The sequence below is a fragment of the Janthinobacterium sp. BJB446 genome, from assembly GCF_002735655.1.
Classification (GTDB): domain Bacteria; phylum Pseudomonadota; class Gammaproteobacteria; order Burkholderiales; family Burkholderiaceae_D; genus Janthinobacterium; species Janthinobacterium lividum.
The window spans coordinates 86474-107332 of the sequence record NZ_PDZK01000003.1 but is presented as its reverse complement, the minus strand read 5'-3'; the positions used below and the strand labels follow the sequence as shown (position 1 = coordinate 107332).

Below are 20859 nucleotides of genomic sequence, written 5' to 3'. Positions count from 1 at the left end.
ACGCGCCCGCTATCAGCCAGGATGAGCATGAGCAGCGACCCTTCGCCTACCACCGCATCTCCCCAGGACGACTTTGCCCACACGCACTTGCCGCCGCGCGAACTCTGGCCGCAGCTGTGCCTGGACTTGTCCGAGCTGCAGTATCCGCCGCGTCTCAATTGCGTCGCCGCGCTGCTCGATGTGGCCGTGGCCAGCGGCGGTGGCGAGCGCACCGCCATCCTTGCCGACGGCCAGCGCTGGACCTATGCGCAGCTGGCGCGGCAGGTCGACCGCATCGCCCACGTGCTGCGCAGCGACCTGCATCTGATCCCCGGCAACCGCGTGCTGCTGCGCGGCGCGAATACGCCCATGATGGCCGCCTGCCTGCTGGCCGTGCTGAAAGCCGGCTGCATCGCCGTGCCCACCATGCCGCTGCTGCGCGCGCGCGAACTGTCCGCCATCCTGGCCAAGGCGGAAGTAAACGCCGTGCTGTGCGCGCAGGGCTTGCGCGCGGAACTTGACGCACTGGCGTCCCTGCCGCCCATGCTGTGCTTTGGCGCCGACGACACGGAACTGGAGCAGCGCATGGCGGCCCACGATGCGCCATTTGCCGCATGCGACACGGCGGCCGACGACGTCTGCCTGATCAGCTTTACCTCGGGCACGACGGGCGTCCCCAAAGGCACCATGCACATGCACCGCGACCTGCTGGCCATCTGCGACTGCTTTCCCCGCTCCATGCTGCAGGTGCGCGCCGACGATATCTTCATCGGCACGCCGCCGCTGGCGTTCACCTTTGGCCTCGGCGGCTTGCTGCTGTTCCCCCTGCGCTTTGGCGCGGCCACCGTGCTGCTGGAAAAACTCACGCCCGACGGCCTGCTGCGCGCCATCGGCGCCTATCAAGCCACGATCTGCTTCACGGCGCCTACCTTTTACCGCCAGATGGCGCCCCTGGCGGCCAGCCACGACGTGCGCAGCCTGCGCCTGTCCGTGTCGGCCGGCGAGGCGCTGCCGCTGGCCACGCGCGACGCCTGGCAGGCGGCGACGGGCCTGGCCATGACGGACGGCATCGGCGCCACCGAGATGCTGCATATCTTCATTTCCGCCACGGGCGAGGGCATCCGCCGCGGCGCCATCGGCAAGGCGATTCCCGGCTACCAGGCGTGCATCGTCGATGACGCCGGCGTGCCGCAGCCGCCCGGCGTGACGGGCCGCCTGGCCGTGAAAGGCCCCACCGGTTGCCGCTACCTGTCCGACCCGCGCCAGCGCGAGTATGTGCAGAATGGCTGGAACCTGACGGGCGACACCTTCGAGATGGATGCCGACGGCTATTTCTATTACCGCTCGCGCAGCGACGACATGATCGTCTCGGCCGGCTACAACATCGCCGGTCCGGAAGTGGAAGAGGCGCTGCTGCGCCATCCGGCCGTGGCCGAATGCGGCGTGGTCGGGCGCGCCGATGCCGAGCGTGGCCAGATCGTCGAGGCGCACATCGTGCTGAAGGATGGCTGCCAGGCCAGCGACCTGCTGGCAGCCGAACTGCAGGACTTCGTGCGCCAGCAGATCGCCCCGTATAAATATCCGCGCGCCATCCGTTTCCTGCCTTCCCTGCCGCGCACGGAAACGGGCAAGCTGCAGCGCTTCAAACTTCGCACGGACACTCCATGAATATTGTCTGCATCGGCGGCGGTCCCGCCGGCCTGTATTTCAGCCTGCTCATGAAAAAGCAGAATCCGGATCACCGCATCACCGTCATCGAGCGCAACCGCCCGTACGACACGTTTGGCTGGGGCGTGGTGTTTTCCGACCAGACGCTGGGCAACCTGGCCAATGCGGACGAGCCGACTGCGCGCGCCATCCTGCAGGCGTTCAACCACTGGGACGATATCGAGATCCACTTCAAGGGCGAGACCGTGCGTTCCGGCGGCCATGGCTTTTGCGGCATCGGCCGCAAGCGCCTGCTCAATATTCTGCAGGCGCGCTGCGAGGAACTCGGCGTGCAGCTGGTATTCGAGACGGAGGTGCAGGACGACCAGGCCATCGCGCGCCAGTACGGCGCCGACCTGGTGATCGCCAGCGACGGCTTGAACAGCCGCATCCGCACGCGCTATGCGGCCAGCTACCAGCCGGAAATCGAGCAGCGCCATTGCCGCTTCGTCTGGCTGGGCACGCGCAAGAAATTCGAAGCGTTCACGTTTGCCTTCCGCCAGACGCCACACGGCTGGTTTCAGGCGCATATCTACCAGTATGACGGCGAGACCTCGACCTTCATCGTCGAAACGCCGGAGCACGTGTGGCGGGCGGCCGGCCTGAATGCCATGAGCCAGGAAGAAGGCATCGCCTTTTGCGAAGCCCTGTTCGCCGAGGAACTCGACGGCCATGGCCTGCTGAGCAATTCGCCGCACTTGCGCGGTTCGGCCCAGTGGATCACTTTCCCGCGCATCGTCTGCCGGCAATGGGTGCATGTACAGGACGGCGTGCCCGTCGTGCTGATGGGCGATGCGGCCCACACGGCCCATTATTCCATCGGCTCGGGCACCAAGCTGGCGCTGGAAGACGCCATCGAGCTGGCGCGCTGCTTCGATCAGCATGCCGAGACGGCTGCGGCGCTGGCCGCCTACCAGCAGTTGCGCGCCATCGAGGTGCTGAAAATCCAGAGTGCGGCGCGCAATTCCATGGAGTGGTTTGAAAACGTCGAGCGCTACAGCGCCATGGAAGCGCCGCAGTTCGCCTATTCCATGCTCACGCGCAGCCAGCGCATTTCGCATGAAAACCTGCGCCTGCGCGACCCTGCCTACGTGGCCGGCTATGAACAATGGCTGGCGCGGCGCGCGGGCGAGCAGGCTGGCGTGGAGATGCGGGACGAGGCTTTGCCGCCCATGCTCACGCCCTTCCGCCTGCGCGGCGTGCTGCTGAAAAACCGCATCGCTGTCTCGCCGATGGCGCAGTACAGCGCCGTCGATGGCGTGGCGGGCGACTACCATCTGATGCACCTGGGCGCGCGCGCCATGGGCGGCGCGGGGCTCGTGTTTGCCGAGATGACGTGCGTGTCGGCCGATGCGCGCATCACGCCCGCTTGTCCCGGCATGTACAGCGAAGCGCATACGCAAGCCTGGCGCCGCATCGTCGATTTCGTGCATGCGAACAGCGATGCGAAGATCGCCCTGCAGCTGGGCCACGCGGGGCCGAAAGGCTCGACGCGGCCCATGTGGGATGGCATCGATCTGCCCTTGAAAGAGGATAACTGGACGCTGCTGGCGGCATCGGAACAGCAGTATCTGGCGGGCGTGTCGCAGGTGGCTCGGGCGGCCACGGAAAGCGACCTGGCGCGCATCGAGCAGGATTTCGTGCGCGCCACCCTGGCTGCGGCCGTCGCCGGTTTCGACTGGCTGGAACTGCATTGCGCGCATGGCTATTTGCTGTCGAGTTTTATCTCGCCGCTGACCAACCGCCGCGCGGACGAATATGGCGGCAGCCTGGAAAACCGCTGCCGCTATCCGCTGCGCGTGTTCCGCGCCATGCGCGCCGCCTGGCCGCAGGATAAACCCATGAGCGTGCGCATCTCGGCCCACGACTGGGTCGAAGGCGGCATCACGCCCGACGATGCGGTACTGATCGCCCGCCTGTTCAAGCAGGCAGGCGCCGACCTGATCGACTGTTCCTCGGGCCAGGTCAGCAAGCTCGAACAGCCCGTGTACGGGCGCATGTTCCAGGCGCCGTTTGCCGACCGCGTGCGCAACGAGGCGGGCATCGCCAGCATGGCCGTCGGCTCGATCTTCGAAGCGGACCACGCCAACAGCATCATCGCCGCAGGGCGCGCCGACCTGTGCGCCGTGGGCCGGCCGCACCTGGCCAACCCCGCCTGGACCTTGACGGAAATGGCGCGCATCGGCTACGGCGGCGCTGGCGCCGGAGCGGCTTGGCCGAAACAGTACCGGCCAGGCCAGCAGCAGCTGGAACGCAATCTGCAGCGCGAGCGCCAGCTGGCCGCCGCCAGCACGGGCCTTACCCCGCAACAGGTGGCCGCGCGGCTGCTGGAAGGATGACATGAAGACGCAAGCGATAATCGACAAGCATGCGCTGGTGACGGGCGCTGGCAGCGGCATCGGCCTGGCTTGCGCGGCCGCCTTGCTGGACGCGGGCGCCAGGGTGACCCTGGCCGGGCGCGATGGCGCGCGGCTGGCGCGCGCGCGCATGCAGCTGGAAGAGGCGGGCCATGCGGGCAGGGTCGCCATCTGCGTGCTTGACGTGGCCGTGGAAGCGTCCGTGCAGGCGGGCTTCGCGCAGGCTGCCGCGCATTTCGGCCGCATCGATATCTTGATCAATAACGCGGGCCAGGCGCATGCGGCGCCCTTCGGCAAGACGGACGCGGCCATCTGGCAGCAGATGCTGGCCGTGAATCTGACGGGCGTGTTCCACTGCTGCCAGGCGGCCATGCCGGCCATGCTGGAAGCGGGCTGGGGGCGCATCGTCAACGTGGCGTCGACGGCGGGCTTGAAAGGCTATCGCTATGTCAGCGCCTATGTCGCCGCCAAGCATGGCGTGATCGGCCTGACGCGCGCCCTGGCGCTGGAAGTGGCGCCGCGCGGCGTCACCGTCAATGCCGTCTGCCCCGGCTACACGGAAACGGACATGGTGGCGCAGGCCGTGCAAAACATCGTGCGCAAGACGGGGCGCGGCGAAGACGCGGCGCGCGCGGAACTGGCGGCCGGCAATCCGCAGCAGCGGCTGGTGCAGCCACGGGAAGTGGCTGATGCGGTAGCGTGGCTCTGCCTGCCCGCGTCGGCCGCCATGAATGGACAATCGATCGCCGTCGCCGGCGGCGAAGTCATGTAACTGAATGAAGACCATGGATAAAGAAACCGAGAACGTACCGGAAGAACCCGTGCTGGACCTGGCGAGCCGGCTGACGCAGGACCACCACCAGTCGCTCAAGCTTTGGCTGCGCATGCTCTCGTGCACGGTCAAGATTGAAAACGAGGTGCGCACGCGCTTGCGCGCCACTTTTGGCATCACCTTGCCCCGTTTCGACTTGATGGCGCAGCTCGAACGCTTTCCCGATGGCTTGCGCATGGGCGAACTGTCCAAGCGCATGATGGTCACGGGCGGCAATGTCACGGGCATCACCGACCAGCTGGAGCAGGAAAAACTGGTGGCGCGCGTGGTCGATCCGAAGGATCGCCGCTCGTACAGCGTCAAGCTGACGCCGGCCGGCCGGCGCGCTTTCGATGAGATGGCGCGCGTGCACGAAGGCTGGATCGCGGAACTGCTGCACGGCGTGACGCCGGACGACAAAAACCAATTGATCGACCTGCTGTCGCACATGAAGCAGCAGTTGAATAACACCCCCTAAAGGACTGAACATGCGCCATCTACCCGGCCAGCCGCAAGACCTGCCAGGCAACCGCGCCAGCCTGGCCAGCTACGCCGCGCGGCATTTCCTGTTTTCCGTCGACGCAGGCGTCGCCACTTTGACCCTGCACCGGCCCGAGCGCAAGAATCCGCTCACTTTTGACTCATATGCGGAACTGCGCGAGCTGTTTCGCGCGCTGGCGCATGCGGACGACGTCAAGGCCGTGGTGATTACGGGCAGCGGCGACAATTTCTGCTCCGGCGGCGACGTGCACGACATCATCGGCCCCCTGACGCAACTCGACATGCCCGGCCTGCTGGCGTTTACCCGCATGACGGGCGACGTGGTGAAAGCCATGCGCGCCTGCCCGCAACCCATCGTCGCCGCCATCGACGGCATTTGCGCGGGCGCCGGCGCCATGCTGGCGCTGGCTTCCGATATCCGCATCGGCACGGCGCGCAGCAAGACGGCCTTCTTGTTCACCCGCGTGGGTCTGGCCGGCTGCGACATGGGCGCCTGCGCCTTGCTGCCGCGCGTGATCGGCCAGGGCCGCGCCGCCGAGCTGCTGTATACGGGGCGCTCCTTGCCAGGGGCGGAGGCCGAACGCTGGGGCTGGCTCAACCGCCTGGTCGAGCCGGAAGAACTGGCGCAGGCGGCGCAGCTGTTCGCCGCCGGCCTGGCCAGCGGTCCCACGTTCGCGCACGGCATGACGAAAAAAATGCTGCAGCAGGAATGGAACATGGGTGTCGATGAAGCCATCGAAGCGGAAGCGCAGGCGCAAGCCATTTGCATGGCCACCAACGATTTCCACCGCGCCTATCACGCCTTCGTGGCGAAAGAAACACCGCAATTCGAGGGCGATTAAGATGCAACATACACGCGATACGACTTACCTGGACTGGCCGTTTTTCGAAGCGCGCCATGCAGAACTGGAACGTGAACTCGATGCCTGGGCGACGCAGCACCTGGACGACGCGCACGGCGCCGACGTCGATGCGGCTTGTCGCGCGCTGGTGGCGCAATTGGGGCAGGGCGGCTGGCTGGCCCATGCCACGGGTATCGACGGCAAGATCGATACGCGCGCCATTTGCCTGATGCGCGAAACCCTGGCGCGCCATAACGGCCTGGCCGATTTCGCCTTTGCCATGCAGGGACTCGGTTCGGGCGCCATCGGCCTGTTCGGCAGCGCCGAGAACAAGGCGCGCTATTTGCCGGACGTGGCCAGCGGCAAGCGCATCGCCGCCTTTGCCCTGTCCGAGCCGCAGGCCGGCTCCGACGTGGCGGCCATGGCGTGCGCGGCGCGCCGCGATGGCGACGAGTATGTGCTCGATGGCGAAAAGACGTGGATATCGAACGGCGGCATCGCCGACTTTTACGTGGTGTTCGCTCGCACGGGGGAGGCGCCGGGCGCGCGCGGCATCAGCGCCTTCATCGTCGATGCCGACAATCCCGGGCTGGAAATCGCCGAGCGCATCGCCGTCATTGCGCCGCATCCGCTGGCGCGCCTGCGCTTTGCCAATTGCCGCGTGCCCGTGTCGCAGCGCCTGGGAGAGGCGGGGCAGGGCTTCAAGGTGGCGATGGCGACACTCGACGTGTTCCGCACCTCGGTCGCCGCCGCGGCGCTGGGCTTTGCGCGGCGCGCCTTCGATGAAGCGCTGCGCCACGCGACAAAGCGCCAGATGTTTGGCCAGACCCTGGCGGACTTTCAGCTGACGCAGGCAAAATTGGCGCAGATGGCCACCGGCATCGACGCGGCCGCGCTGCTCACCTACCGCGCCGCCTGGCAGCGCGACCAGGGCCGCAAGGTGACGAAGGAGGCGGCCATGGCCAAGCTGACGGCCACGGAAACGGCGCAGCAGGTGATCGACGCGGCCGTGCAACTGTTTGGCGGCATGGGCGTGGTCAGCGGGCATCCGGTCGAGCGCCTGTACCGCGAAATCCGCGCCTTGCGCATCTACGAGGGCGCCAGCGAAGTACAGCAATTGATCATCGCGCGCGAACTGCTGCGCGAGGCAGCGGACGCATGAAGCGCATGAACAACGAGGAAAACAATATGCAAGTGTTACAACCGCCGGGATGGGCCAGGCCGCGCGGCTATGCGAATGGCATTGCCGCCAGCGGGCGCACGGTGTACGTCAGCGGCATGATAGGCTGGGATGCGCAGGGCCAGTTCCACACGGACGATTTTGCGGCACAGGTGCGCCAGGCCTTGCAGAATATCGTCGCCGTGCTGGCCGAGGCGGGCGCCTTGCCCGAGCACATCGTGCGCATGAACTGGTATGTACTGGACAAGAAGGAATATGTGGCGGCATATCCACAAATCGGCCTTGCCTACCGCGAGCTGATCGGCAAGCATTTTCCGGCCATGACGGCGGTGCAGGTGGCGGGACTGATCGAAGACAGGGCGAAGGTCGAGATCGAAGTGACGGCGGTGTTGCCTGACTGAATTTCTGCTATGAAATATTGCGTATCGGCATCTAAATAATAAATATAAAAACATTATCTATCGTGTTATATTTGGCAACCGGAACATAGACCGGTTTTAAATACTGACAGTCGAGGTAGAGGATGCGCAATAATTTTAGAACGGCAAGAAGTGTGGTGCTGGCCGTGGCCAGTATGGGTTTTTGCCTGGGCGCGCAGGCGGGGCCCGGTACATCGCTACTGTCCCCCGGCTATCAGGCGCAACTGGAAACCTGGCTCGGTGAAGGCAATCTGGCGCTGACGAACATTTACAGCAAGGCAGCGGGCGACACTTCGCTGGACTTTCACAAGGCATCCGATGGCAAGGGACGCACCTTTTCCATCATGGAGGCCACGAATTCATCGGGCAAGACGTGGCTGGTGGGCGGCTACAATCCACAGAGCTGGAGCTCCACCGATGGCATGCATGTCACCATGGAAGACAGCCAACGCACGGCCTTCCTGTTCAATCTGACGGCCGGCTTCAGGCTGCAGCAACTGCCGCAGTATTTCAACGGTGACGGTATCGGCAAGGACCAGACCTACAATCAGTCCAATTATGGCCCGACATTTGGCTACGGGCATGATTTGTATGTGCCGCAAGACCTCACGCATGGCGGCAGTTCTTTCTTGTATACCTATAACTACCCTGGGCAGTCATTGACAGGCCTCAGTTTGCTCGATGGCTCCACGTGGCATGGCAACGATGTGACCTTCGGCGCCATCCAGGTATTTGCCATCAGCGCCGTACCGGAGCCGGCCACCTATGGACTGCTTCTGGCCGGATTGCTTGTGTTGCTGGTGCGCCAGCGCGGCAGGGCTACGGCACGCGTTGCCTGAAGTGGCACCGCCCGCTTGCCAGGCTGTTAATGGCAGGCGCTTGCCTGTATAATGCCGCTGCGCGTGTCGCCATCGTACAATGGATAGTACAAGGTCCTCCTAAGACTTAAATGCAGGTTCGATTCCTGCTGGCGACACCACATTCCACGCAACGCGCGCCGGTGGCCTGAGTTTATGCTGGCCGCAATGCACTGGTGGTGCCGAGTTGTCGGTACAATGCGTGCTTCATTCATCTAATCGGCGGCTGTTTGGCGCACCACGCGGTGCGCGCGAGGCGGCGCCCGAGCACTCTTACTCATTATGGCTGTCATTTCTCTTTCATCGGCGCAACTTGCGTTCGGTCACGTCGCGCTGCTCGATCACGCGGAATTTTCACTGGAAACCTCGGAGCGGGTCGGCTTGATCGGCCGCAACGGCACGGGTAAATCGTCGCTGTTGAAGGTTATTTCGGGCAAGTTCAAGCTCGATGACGGCTTGTTGGTGATGCAGCAAGGCATCAAGATCGCCTATGTGGAGCAGGAACCGCAATTCGACCCGGACATGTCCGTGTTCGACGCCGTCGCTTCCGGCATGGGCGAGTCGCAGGCGTGGCTGAAGGAATACGATGCGCTGACGGGCCAGTTTGGCCAGGGCAATGACGACGAACTGATGGAACGCATGCACGACATCCAGGTCAAGCTCGATGCGGCCGATGCGTGGAGCTTGCCGAACAAGGTGGAAACCGTGCTCGACCGTTTGAACCTGACGGGCGACATGCTGATGAAAACCCTGTCCGGCGGGATGCAAAAGCGCGTGGCGCTGGCGCGCGCGCTGGTCTCGGCGCCCGACGTGCTGCTGCTCGATGAGCCGACCAACCATCTGGACTTCAGCTCCATCCTGTGGCTGGAAGGCTTGTTGCGCGACTTCAAGGGTAGCGTGCTGTTCATTACCCATGACCGCTCCTTCCTCGACAATGTTGCCACGCGCATCATCGAGCTCGACCGCGGCCGTTTGCTGTCGTACCCGGGCAACTTCACGGCTTACCAGACCCGCAAGGCGGAGCAGCTGGAAATCGAGGAAGTGGAAAATGCCAAGTTCGACAAGTTCCTGGCGCAGGAAGAAGTGTGGATACGCAAGGGCGTCAAGGCCCGCCGCGTGCGCGACGAAGGCCGCGTGCGCCGCCTGGAAGCACTGCGTCTGACGCGCAATGCGCGCCGCGAACAGCAGGGACAGGTCAAGCTGGACGTATCTGCCGGCGAACGCTCGGGCAAGATCGTGGCGGACCTGGAAAACGTCTCGAAGATCTATGGCGACAAGGTCATCGTCAAGGATTTCAGCGCCACCATCCTGCGCGGCGACAAGGTCGGCCTGATCGGTGCCAACGGCGCCGGCAAGACCACCTTGCTGAAGATGATCCTGGGCCAGGAAGAGTCGGACACGGGCACCATCCGCCTGGGCACCAAGCTGCAAGTGGCGTACTTCGACCAGATGCGCACGCAGCTGAACGAAGAGGCAAACCTGATGGAAACCATCGCGCCAGGCAGCGACTGGGTCGAGATCAATGGCCAGCGCCGTCACGTGATGACCTACCTGAACGATTTCCTGTTCGCGCCGGAGCGTGCCCGTTCGCCCGTCAAGTCGCTGTCCGGTGGCGAGCGCAACCGTTTGCTGCTGGCGCGCCTGTTCGCCAAGCCGGCCAACGTGCTGGTGCTCGATGAGCCGACCAATGACTTGGATATCGATACCCTGGAGTTGCTGGAAGAGTTGCTGGAAGAATACACGGGCACTGTTTTCCTTGTCAGCCATGACCGCACCTTCCTCGACAACGTGGTCACGCAAGTGATCGTTGCCGAAGGCGAGGGCAAGTGGCGCGAATTCGTCGGCGGCTACACGGACTGGGAGCGCGTGCGCACCTTGCCGATCGCCACGGCGCCCGCCAGCAAGCCGGCCGTGAAGGTCGAGGCTGCCGCGCCGGCCGCCAAGCAGAAAAAGCTCAGCTACAAGGAACAGCGCGAGCTGGAAGAGTTGCCGAAACTGATTGCCAAGCTGGAAGACGAGCAATCGGTGCTGGCCGCCGAGCTGTCGCACCCGGACTTCTACAAGAAGACGCCGGCCGAAGGCAAGCGCCTGAATGCGCGCGTGGCCGAGATCGAAGGCGAACTGCTGGAAGCGCTGGAAAAGTGGGAGCAGATCGAGGCGCGCGCCAACGGTTGATTGTTTTCCACCTCTCCTGTTGTAATTAAGTTAGGATTATTTGCCACGGCAACGGTTCAGCTTGATATAATTATATAATTATATTTTTTACATCGGGGGATGCATGTTTGTTATTAAAAGCACGCGCTCCGGACCACGGCGTCCGGCGCGTGGTTCCGCCTCCGGTGCGCATCAGTATGTTTGACCGCGCCGCCTTGCCCCGGGTAGCGCCATTCCTCGCCTACCTTTCCTTCATCTTCATCGCCGACATGCTGGGCCGGCTCGGCTTTGCCGCGCAGGACCTGCGCTGGCTGTATGCCGTCAAGATCGGCGTCGTACTGGGCATGCTGCTGTACTGGCGCCGCAGCTATACGGAATTGGCCAGGGTGCCATTGGGCGCGCGCGCGCTGGCCGTGGCGCTGGTGACCGGCATTGTTGTTTTCCTGCTGTGGATCAACCTCGATGCGGGCTGGATGACGATCGGCAGTGCCGACGGCTTCGATCCGCGCAATGACGGCCGGATCGAGTGGAGCCTGGTGGCCGTGCGCATCGCCGGCGCCGCCCTGGTGGTGCCCGTGATGGAGGAGCTGTTCTGGCGTTCCTTCCTGCTGCGCTGGATCGATGCCCCTGATTTCCTGAAATTCCAGCCACGCCTGGCCAGTGCCAAGGCGTTTGTCATCAGCGTCGTGTTGTTTGGCTTTGAACATAATTTGTGGCTGGCGGGCATTGTTGCCGGTGCCGCCTATACACTGCTTTATATGCGCAGTCAGTCATTGTGGTCGCCCATCCTGGCGCACGGCGTCACGAATGGCGTACTGGGTCTCTGGATTGTTTCCGGTGGATACTGGACTTACTGGTAATATTGCCAATCAACTGTTTGCTCTATCAAAGAGAATACCTATGTTGAATTCCCCGCAAAAAAAAGATGTCGATGACAGTTACCGTCTTGCTGCTGCATCACGCCGTTTTCCGGCTGCATCAGCATTGCGTGCCGGTTGTTTATTGTTGCTGGGAAGCATGGCCAGCCCGGCTGCTCTTGCCTCATGGAGCGACACGATTTTCCCATTCCTGGCCACGTCATATTCGTATGATGACAACCTTTTGCGTCTTGACGACAACACGCCTGGCTACACTGGGCCCCGTTCCGATACTTCGCGCCAGATCCAGGCCGGCTTTCTGTTCAACCGGCCGATCGGACGCCAGGTGCTGAGCGGACAAGCCAAGTGGTCGCGGGTATCGTTCCAGCATTTCGATGATTTGAACTATAACGGCAAGGATTTGCAGGCCGACCTGGAGTGGCATATTGGCAATCACCTGGATGGCCATGCGGGAGCGACCTATTCGGAGACCCTGACGCCATTCAGCGACTTTCAAACCACAGGTACGGATCGCAATATGCGTACGCGGCACAGGACCTACCTCGACGGCGGCTGGCTGTTTCATCCGAGCTGGCGCCTGCGCGGTGGCGTCAGCCGCGAGCGCTATTACTATGACCTTTCACGCCTCAGTTATGCGAATCGCGTCGAGGATGCGAGCGAACTGGGGCTCGATTACCTGGCTTCGAGCGGCAGCAAGATCGGGGTGCAGCTGCGGCACTTGAAGGGCAATTATCCGAATCGTCTGGCCGGTTCGCAATTTAGCCTGGTGGATGGTTATACCCAGGACGAGGTGAAGGCGAATATCTACTGGCGCTACAGCCAGGTGACGCAGGTGCAGTTGCTCGCCGGCTGGGTCCGGCGCGGCTATGCCTCCTTTTCGGGACGTGATTCGAAAGGCGCGAACGGACGCCTGATCGTCAATTGGGCACCGCTGGGGAAAGTGCGCTTTACGGGCAACTTATGGCACGAATTTGGCGCGGTGGAAAGCGCGCTGGTATCGAGCAGCCTGAATAACGGCGCCAGCGTGGCCGCTGCATGGGATATTTCGTCGAAGGTGCGCATGGATGCCGAAGTGCGGCGCCAGAAACGCGATTTTTCCGCTGCCAGCGGGCTGGTCTTTCCTGCCGATGTCACGGACTCCACACATACGGAGTCGCTGGGGCTGACCTATGCGCCGCGGCCGAATATCCAGCTGGGCTTGAATGCCTTCCGCGATACCCGCAAGGGCGCCCCTATTATTAATACAGGCAGCTACCGCGCCAAAGGCGTTTCCTTCAGCGCCAGTGTTCAGTTCTGAGTGTAATATGACGGTTAATGATATACCCCTGATCTCGTTTTTCCAGCGCATACTCGACCCATTGATCATCATGGGCACGCTGTATCTGCTGTCCGCCTTGTCAGGTTCGCCATTTACCGGTTACTCGCTGGTACTGATGATCCTGGCGTTCTTTATTTCATCATCAGTATTCCAGTATGTCGATCCCTATCGTACCTGGCGCAGCGGTCGCATGCTGGCCTATGCCCGTGATATCTTCGTCAGCTGGGGCATCACGGCCCTGATCCTGGTATTCCTGGGTTCGGCGACGGGACTGGCGTTTCACTATGACCGCGAGCTGGTGTTGGCCTGGTTCATGCTGACGCCATTCATATTGCTGCTCAGTCATCTTGCCGCACGGCGCATGGTGGCCGACCCCGGGCGCGACAGCGAAGTGCGTTCGGTCGTCATCATCGGCGCCAATGACGCCAGCCTGAAGTTTGCCGCGACCGTGGAGCGCAACCCGAATCTGTTCATGAGCGTGCGGGGCTTTTTTGACGACCGTACGGATGACCGCTGGCCGGAGACGATGCGCGAACCGATGCTGGGCAAGATGGCCGATATTGCCGCCTATGTGCGCGAACACAATATCAAGATGATATTCATCAGCCAGCCCATTTCGGCCCAGCCGCGCATCCGCAAGATGCTCGATGAGTTGCAGGATACGACGGCTTCCGTGTACTTCTTGCCCGATATCTATATCTTCGACCTGATGCAGGCGCGCTTCGATAATGTGGGCGGCATGCCGGTGATCGCCATCCGCGAATCGCCGTTCACGGGCTTTAACAGCATGGTCAAGCGCGGCAGCGACATCGTGCTGGGCCTGCTGATCCAGATCATGCTGCTGCCCGTTATGCTGGTCATCGCCATCGCCGTCAAGTCGACGTCGAAGGGGCCGGTGATCTTCCGCCAGCGCCGCTACGGCCTGTATGGGGAGGAAATTATTGTGTATAAATTCCGCTCGATGACGGTGAGCGAGGATGGCGACAAGGTGGTGCAGGCAACCAAGAACGACCAGCGCGTGACGCGCGTGGGCGGCTTCCTGCGCCGCAGTTCGCTCGATGAGCTGCCGCAGTTCATTAACGTGCTGCAGGGACGGATGAGCATTGTCGGGCCCCGTCCGCACGCGGTGGCGCACAACGAGCAGTACCGCAAGCTGATCAAGGGCTACATGCTGCGCCACAAGGTCAAGCCGGGCATTACCGGCTGGGCGCAGGTGAATGGCTTGCGCGGCGAGACGGAGACGCTCGACAAGATGGAGGCGCGCATTCATTTCGACCTCGACTATCTGCGCAACTGGTCGCTGTGGCTGGACTTGTGGATCATTTTGCGTACCGTCAAGGTGGTGCTGAAGCGCGACAACGCGCATTGAACGTGGACCGATGGCGGGCCGCCACACCAGGCTTGAATATTTTTTGCGGAGAATTAATACGCGTTAAAATGGCGCAATCATGCAAGATGTCCAATAGCCGGTTCCTGGAGCCGGCCGAACAGTGATTCGACGAGCCAGACGATCCTATGAGGCAAGCACGGCGACATGATGTGCACGGTGACATGCTCCGCCTGCCTGGCGGCGGGCCAGCTTGTGCCCCGTGGCATGCCCGCTGTCGCCTCGCCCGGCCCGCATGGCGCACGGCGGCTGTTCAATTGATACTGTTCCCAAAGCACCGGCCCCATCCCTGCCGCTTTCCCATGCTGGCCAGCCTTCCATTATTGTGCGGCGTCATGCAAGTGCCCGTCGCTGTGCGAGAAATATTGCCTTGTGAAAACTATTTATTGAGGCTTGGCGATTGCAAGGATTGTGTTTCTGATGAAACAGTTGTTTTTAAGACCTTTTAATAGTTTTTTAAGCAAATAGTTTCCTAGCAAGCTAGTACACTGTGTATCATATTTATAATATTGACAATCATGTGGTCGCAAGCCCATAATTTCAATCGAAATCTGTTTTTTTGACAATGTTTTGTTGTTAAGTGAGTTATCATCACGCTCACAAAGCTGTCAGCGGATTTCCTTACCTGAACTGAAGGAGTCATTTTGAACCAAGCGCAAATCGCCCGTGTGCCCTCGAGCAAATCCGCCACGCATTCCCGCCTGCTGTGCGCAGGCCTGGTAGTACTGGCCGTCGCAGGATTGTCTGCTTGTGGCGATAAAGAAAAAAAGGCCGGCCAGGCGCTGGCGAGTGTGAATGGGGAAGAAATCACCGTCCTTCAGCTCAATGAAGAAATGCAGCGCGCCAATGTGCAGGCTGCGCAACAGGAAGCGGCCAGCAAGCAGTTGCTGGAATCGCTGATCGACCGCCAACTGCTGCAGAATGAGGCGGCCAAGGACAAGACGGACCGCGATCCCAAGGTGGTGCAGGCGATCGAACGCGCCAAGGCACTGATCGTCGCGCAAGCCTACATGCAAAAACGCATCGGTACGATCGCCCGCCCCACCAAGCAGGAAGTGGAAGAGTATTTCCAGAAGAACCCGCAATTTTTCACCGAACGCAAGCAGTTCGACATGCGCGAACTGATCATTGCCAGTGCCGACATGAACGACCAGTTGAAGGCGGCCATGGACAGCGCCAAGACACTCGACGACGTAGCGGCCTGGCTTGAGACAAACAAGGTCAAGTTTGCCCGTACCCAGCTCTCGCGCACCAGCGCCGACCTGGCGCCGGAGCTGAGCGCGAAATTGCTGTCGATGCCGAAGGGCCAGTTGTTCATCATCCGCGAGGGCGACCGTACCTTGCTCATTTCCCTGGCCGATATCCGCGACAATCCTGTGACCCTGGCACAAGCCGCACCGCAAATTGAACAATTTTTGTTCAACAAGAAAAACAAGGATGCAGCCGATGCTGAACTGAAACGTTTGCGTGCCGCCGCCAAGATCGAGTACCTGAACAAGAATGGCGCCTCGGCATCGGCAGTGGCCAGTGCGCCGGCTGCGGCACCGGCCGTTGCGACGCCTGTCGCGCCAGCACCAAGCGTACCGGTGGCGCCGGCGGCACCGGCACCGAGTTCTTCGGAATCGAATGATCGTGGCGTTGCTGGCTTGAAATAAGCCGCAGCATTTTAAGTTAAGCAACTCATTATGGATTGAACGAATCATGAAACGACTTGTCATGTGGTGCCTGACCCTGTTGCTGGCCATTGGTACGGGGGTTGCCAGTGCCGCCGATGTACAGCTGGGTGCGGGCGATGTATTGAAAATTTCCGTGTATGGCAGTCCTGACCTGGCGCTGGAGACGCGCATCAGCGAAGCTGGTCAGATCACCTTCCCGTTGGTTGGCAACGTGGCGCTCGGCGGCTTGTCGGTTTCCGCGGCAGAAAAGAAACTGGGCGGCTTGCTTGAAAGCGGCGGTTTCCTGCGCAAGGCACAGGTCAACATTATCGTGACTTCGCTGCAAAGCCAGCAGGTGTCGGTGCTGGGCCAGGTGAACCGTCCGGGACGCTATCCGATCGAAGGGCGCCGCAGCGTGATGGATATGCTGGCCATGGCTGGCGGCGTCAGCGCCGATGGCGGTGATTCGATCAACCTGATCCGCAAACGCGATGGCAAGACCAGCCGGGAAGTGATCGATATCGTGGAAATGGTGCGCAGCGCCGATTTGAACCGAGACCTTGATGTGGCTGGCAACGACGTGATTTTTGTCGAGCGTGCGCCACGCTTTTATATTTATGGCGAAGTCCAGCGTCCTGGCCCATTCCGCCTGGAGCGTTCGATGACCGTGTTGCAGGGTTTGTCCGCAGGGGGTGGCTTGACGCAGCGGGGCACGGAACGCGGCATCCGCATCAAGCGCCGCGATGCGGAAGGCAAACTGCAGATTCTTGAAGCCAAGCATGACGATATGCTGCAGGTCGATGATGTCGTGTATGTCAAAGAGAGCTTGTTCTAGTCTTGAACGGGGCCGGCGCCTCGTTCTTATCATTCAGTATTGAAGGTTCCAACATGAATTTCTCTCAATTTTTGCTGATTTTGCAAGCGCGCAAGAAGATTATTTTCTTGACCTTGATCATCACCGTGCTCGCCACGCTGTCTGTCAGCCTGTTATTGCCGAAGAGCTATAAAGCCACCAGTTCCCTGGTCATGAACTACAAGGGAGTCGATCCTGTCACGGGCCTGGCCATGCCTGGACAATTGTTGCCTGGATACATGGCCACGCAGATCGATATCATCAGCAGCAAGAATGTGGCTTTGCGCGTGGTCGATCACCTGGGCCTGGCCAATAGTCCGGCCGTCATCGAGCAATTCAATGCGGCGACAGAAGGCAAGGGAACGGTCCGTGACTGGCTGGCCAATCTCTTGCTGAAAAAACTGGAAATCGTGCCATCGCGCGAAAGCAGCGTGGTCGACATCAGCTTCAAGGGGTCCGATCCGCAATTCGTGGCAGCCGTGGCCAATGCCTTTTCCGACGAATATCAGAAAGTCAGCATCCAGCTGAAAGTGGAGCCGATGAAAAAGGCGGCCAGTTATTTCGATGAGCAAACCAAGATGCTGCGCGATAACGTGGAAAAGGCGCAAAACCGCCTCTCCAAGTATCAGCAGGAAAACGGTATCGTCAGCGTCGACAACCGTCTCGACGTGGAATCGAATCGCTTGAATGATCTGTCCGCACAGCTGGTGATGGCACAGGGCCAGTTGATGGAGGCAAATTCGCGCCAGCGCATGGCTACTGGCGGCAATGGCGGCGAATCGCCGGACGTGGCGTCGAATCCCCTGATTCAAAGCTTGAAAATGGGGCTTGGCAATGCCGAAGCCAAGCTGGCCGAACTGGGACAGCGTCTTGACAAGAATCATCCACAGTACCAGAGCGCGAAGGCCGAAGCGGACAAGCTGCGTGCCGATCTGCGCGAACAGCTGCGCGTCGCCTCGAATAGCGTAGGCAATGCGGCGCAGATCCAGCAGCAGCGCGAAGCTTCGGTACGCGCGGCGCTGGCGGCGCAAAAGTCGAAGGTGCTGGAACTGAACCGTACCCGCGATGAGATGGGCGTGCTGCAAAAGGATGTGGAAAGCGCCCAGCGCGCCTTCGACGTGACATCGCAACGCTTCTCGCAAACCAAGATCGAAGGCCAGTCCGACCAGTCCGACATTGCCGTGCTGAACCCTGCGGTGCCACCGATCGAACCGTCCAGCCCGCGCGTGCTGATGAATACCTTGTTGTCCATCGTCCTGGGAACGTTCCTGGGTATCGGCCTGGGCCTGTTGATTGAAATGCTGGACCGCCGCGTGCGTTCCGACCATGATCTGGCTGACTTGCTGCAAGTGCCAGTACTGGGCATGGTCGACTGGAAAGCCGCACCGCGCCGTCGCAAGGGCTTGCATCGTCTTCTGCCGGCCCGCCGCCTGAGTGCCAATTAATTGATGGAATTGAATATGAACTTTCCCGCGCATCCTGTTTCGAAACCGTCACCCCTGCGGGGCGGCGACTCCAGCATCGGCGCCCTGTTGCTGGCCTCGGGCAAAATCACCCCGGAAAATGCCGAACGCGTGCTGCGCATGCAGAAGGAGCTCGGCATCCGTTTTGGCGAAGCGGCCTTGCGTCTCGGCTTGATCAGCGAAGCTGACATCCAGCACGTGCTGGCGCGACAATTCGACTATCCGTATCTGCAGGAAGGCGAGGGCAAGTTTGCCAGCGAGCTGGTGGCGGCGTATCAGCCTTTCAGCCCGCAAATGGAAACCTTGCGCGCCGTGCGCAGCCAGTTGATGCTGCGCTGGTTTTCGCTGGGGCGCAAGGCGCTCGTCGTGGCCAGCGTCGATAGCGGCGATGGCGCCAGCCTGTTCGCCGCCAACCTGGCCGTGGTGTTTTCGCAGCTCGGTGAAAGCACCTTGCTGGTCGATGCCAATCTGCGCAAGCCGCGCCAGCATGAGATTTTCGCGCTGGAAGAGCGCCAGGGTCTCTCCGATGTCCTGGCCGGGCGCGCCCAGCAGGACGCCATTTCCGTCATCGATTCCTTCGTCGATCTGTCCGTGCTGGGTGCGGGTACCTTGCCGCCGAATCCACAGGAGCTGCTGAGTCGTCCTGCCTTTGGCGTGCTCAATACGCAGCTGGAAGAGCGCTACGATGTCGTGCTGTATGACGTGGCGTCCGTGTCGTCGGGATCCGATGCGTTCGTGATGGGTGCCCGCGTCGGTGGCGTGTTGCTGGTCGTGCGCAAGAACAAGACGCGCCTGGCCGATATCGACGCCATGCGCGAGCAGCTGCAGCGCAGCGGTTCGGAAGTGGTTGGTTCCGTACTGGTCGATTACTGACATGGCCACGCTCGCACAGTCGCGACCAGCCGCCTCGCTGGACTGGAAACAGTTGCTGCTGCACTGGTGGCCTATGCTGCTGGGCTTGCTGGCCATGTACGTGCCCACCTTCCACGACCTGGCCTTTGGCCTGTGGTCCACGGAGAGTTACGCGCACGGTCCGATCATTCTGCTGCTCGCCTTGTGGCTGCTAGGGCGGCAATGGCCGGCCATGCTTGCCGCTGCGGGTGGCACGGGCGGCTCGGCTGCCGGTTGGCCGCTGGCCATACTGGCATTGCTGTTCTATGTAATGGGGCGTTCGCAGAGTATCCAGAGCATGGAACTGGCTTCCTTCATCATGATGCTGGCGGCCCTGCTGCTGCTGTTCTTTGGCGCGCGCGCCTTGAAAACGCAGTGGTTCCCCTTCTTTTTCATGCTGTTCATGATTCCCTTGCCAGGCGCTATTGTCAGCGCGCTGACGATGCCGATGAAAATGGCCGTATCGTATGTCACCGAGCACCTGCTTTTCTGGGCTGGCTATCCGATCGCGCGCAGCGGCGTCATCTTGCAGATCGGCCAGTACCAGCTGCTCGTGGCCGATGCCTGCGCTGGCTTGCAGACGCTGCTGACCCTGGAATCGCTGGGCCTGTTCTACATGAATGTGGTGCGCCATACGTCGGCATTTCGCAATGTCATGCTGGCCATCCTGATCGTGCCGATTTCGTTTACCGCCAACGTGGTGCGCGTCATCGTGCTGACATTGATTACCTATTACTTTGGCGATGCCGCCGGCCAGGGCTTCCTGCACGGTTTTGCCGGCATGGTGTTGTTCATCAGCGCCCTGATCCTGATCATTTCCATTGATTCGCTGTTGCAATGGTTCGTGAATATGCGCCAGCGCCGTCACAAGGGGGCAGTATGAAACCATCGCGACTTTCCATGTTTGTGCTGAGCTGCATGATGGTGCTCGCCTCCCTGGCTGCGGCGTATGCCAAGCCGACCATCCGCCTGGCCGAAACCATGCCGATGCCGGCGCTCGAGAAAATCGTCCCCAGCCAGTTTGGCGTATGGCATGAGGAAAAGACGTCTATCGGCGCCGTGATCGACCCGCAAATTCAGGCAGAACTCAAGCGCATCTACACGCAGATCCTGTCGCGCACCTATGTCAATGACCGGGGCGAACGCATCATGCTGTCGATTGCCTACGGCAAGGACCAGAGCGACACCACGCAAGTGCACTATCCGGAAATCTGCTATCCGGCACAGGGCTTCCAGATCGGTGCCACGCGGGAGGAGATTCTGTCGACGCGCCAGGGCGATATCCCCTTGAAGCGACTGGAGACGAGCATGGAAAACCAGCGCTACGAGCCTGTGACGTACTGGACGACGGTGGGCGATGTGGTGGTGACGAACCGCACGGACAAGAAACTGGTGGAAATGCGCTACGGTTTCAAGGGACAGATTCCCGATGGCCTGCTGTTCCGCGTGTCGTCGATCGACCGCGACACGGCTGCCGCTTTCCGCCTGCAGGACGACTTCGTCAAAGCTATGCAGGTGGCGCTCGACCCCGCCAGCAAGCTTCGCCTGATGGGCATACACGGCTAGACACACGGTGCGCGCCGCACCATGTGCTGTTTCACTTACCT

The 20859-nt window shown here is 61.4% G+C and carries 18 protein-coding genes and 1 tRNA gene; all 19 read left to right on the top strand.

Going from position 1 to position 20859, the window contains the following annotated elements; all coding sequences use genetic code 11:
- The first annotated feature begins 27 nt into the window (after nt 1–27).
- The 19 genes from CSQ92_RS19835 (at nt 28) to epsI (ending at nt 20818) form a co-directional block, all read left to right on the top strand.
- Nucleotides 28–1647, top strand: a complete 1620-nt coding sequence (locus CSQ92_RS19835; protein WP_099395159.1) for an AMP-binding protein — start codon at nt 28–30, stop codon at nt 1645–1647.
- The gene (locus tag CSQ92_RS19830) at nt 1644–4025 is read left to right on the top strand and encodes a bifunctional salicylyl-CoA 5-hydroxylase/oxidoreductase (RefSeq protein ID WP_099395158.1); all 2382 of its coding nucleotides are present in this window, start codon (nt 1644–1646) and stop codon (nt 4023–4025) included. Before CSQ92_RS19835 ends, CSQ92_RS19830 begins: the two co-directional genes overlap by 4 nt.
- Before the next feature lies 1 nt (nt 4026).
- Nucleotides 4027–4815, top strand: a complete 789-nt coding sequence (locus CSQ92_RS19825) for an SDR family NAD(P)-dependent oxidoreductase (protein ID WP_099395157.1) — start codon at nt 4027–4029, stop codon at nt 4813–4815.
- A 13-nt stretch (nt 4816–4828) separates the two neighbouring features.
- The gene (locus CSQ92_RS19820) at nt 4829–5332 is read left to right on the top strand and encodes a MarR family winged helix-turn-helix transcriptional regulator (RefSeq protein ID WP_099395156.1); all 504 of its coding nucleotides are present in this window, start codon (nt 4829–4831) and stop codon (nt 5330–5332) included.
- Nucleotides 5333–5342: 10 nt separating this feature from the next.
- On the top strand, nt 5343–6197 hold the full coding sequence (locus CSQ92_RS19815; RefSeq protein WP_099395155.1) for an enoyl-CoA hydratase family protein: 855 nt from the start codon (nt 5343–5345) through the stop codon (nt 6195–6197).
- A gap of 1 nt (nt 6198) precedes the next feature.
- A complete protein-coding gene (locus tag CSQ92_RS19810) occupies nt 6199–7359 on the top strand; it encodes an acyl-CoA dehydrogenase family protein (RefSeq protein ID WP_099395154.1) in 1161 nt (386 codons plus the stop codon).
- 26 nt (nt 7360–7385) lie between these two features.
- The gene (locus CSQ92_RS19805) at nt 7386–7778 is read left to right on the top strand and encodes a RidA family protein (RefSeq protein ID WP_070253587.1); all 393 of its coding nucleotides are present in this window, start codon (nt 7386–7388) and stop codon (nt 7776–7778) included.
- Nucleotides 7779–7900: 122 nt separating this feature from the next.
- A complete protein-coding gene (locus CSQ92_RS19800) occupies nt 7901–8635 on the top strand; it encodes a PEP_CTERM-anchored TLD domain-containing protein (protein ID WP_180277070.1) in 735 nt (244 codons plus the stop codon).
- Between the two features lie 65 nt (nt 8636–8700).
- A tRNA-Arg gene (locus tag CSQ92_RS19795) sits at nt 8701–8775 on the top strand.
- A gap of 160 nt (nt 8776–8935) precedes the next feature.
- Complete coding sequence (locus CSQ92_RS19790; protein WP_034782110.1) at nt 8936–10828, top strand: ATP-binding cassette domain-containing protein; 1893 nt, start codon at nt 8936–8938, stop codon at nt 10826–10828.
- Nucleotides 10829–11004: 176 nt separating this feature from the next.
- Entirely contained in the window at nt 11005–11667 is a 663-nt protein-coding gene (locus tag CSQ92_RS19785; RefSeq protein WP_180277069.1) for a CAAX prenyl protease-related protein, read from the top strand.
- 40 nt (nt 11668–11707) lie between these two features.
- Nucleotides 11708–12982, top strand: coding sequence for an XrtB/PEP-CTERM-associated polysaccharide biosynthesis outer membrane protein EpsL (gene epsL / locus CSQ92_RS19780; RefSeq protein WP_180277068.1), 1275 nt, complete (start codon nt 11708–11710; stop codon nt 12980–12982).
- A 7-nt stretch (nt 12983–12989) separates the two neighbouring features.
- Nucleotides 12990–14372 (top strand): undecaprenyl-phosphate glucose phosphotransferase, encoded by a 1383-nt coding sequence (locus CSQ92_RS19775; protein ID WP_070253533.1) that lies wholly within the window; start codon nt 12990–12992, stop codon nt 14370–14372.
- A gap of 662 nt (nt 14373–15034) precedes the next feature.
- Entirely contained in the window at nt 15035–16045 is a 1011-nt protein-coding gene (locus CSQ92_RS19770; RefSeq protein WP_070253534.1) for an EpsD family peptidyl-prolyl cis-trans isomerase, read from the top strand.
- A gap of 46 nt (nt 16046–16091) precedes the next feature.
- Nucleotides 16092–16880, top strand: coding sequence for a polysaccharide export protein EpsE (gene epsE, locus CSQ92_RS19765; RefSeq protein ID WP_070253535.1), 789 nt, complete (start codon nt 16092–16094; stop codon nt 16878–16880).
- Nucleotides 16881–16933: 53 nt separating this feature from the next.
- Nucleotides 16934–18343: a chain length determinant protein EpsF gene (gene epsF, locus CSQ92_RS19760; RefSeq protein ID WP_070253536.1), complete on the top strand. Its 1410-nt coding sequence runs from the start codon at nt 16934–16936 to the stop codon at nt 18341–18343.
- Nucleotides 18344–18358: 15 nt separating this feature from the next.
- The gene (gene epsG, locus CSQ92_RS19755) at nt 18359–19234 is read left to right on the top strand and encodes a chain length determinant protein tyrosine kinase EpsG (protein WP_099395383.1); all 876 of its coding nucleotides are present in this window, start codon (nt 18359–18361) and stop codon (nt 19232–19234) included.
- A gap of 1 nt (nt 19235) precedes the next feature.
- Nucleotides 19236–20135, top strand: coding sequence for an exosortase B (gene xrtB / locus CSQ92_RS19750; protein ID WP_070253538.1), 900 nt, complete (start codon nt 19236–19238; stop codon nt 20133–20135).
- Nucleotides 20132–20818 (top strand): exosortase-associated protein EpsI, B-type, encoded by a 687-nt coding sequence (gene epsI / locus CSQ92_RS19745; RefSeq protein WP_070253539.1) that lies wholly within the window; start codon nt 20132–20134, stop codon nt 20816–20818. The genes xrtB and epsI overlap by 4 nt, the downstream gene beginning before the upstream one ends.
- The last annotated feature ends 41 nt before the right edge of the window (nt 20819–20859 follow it).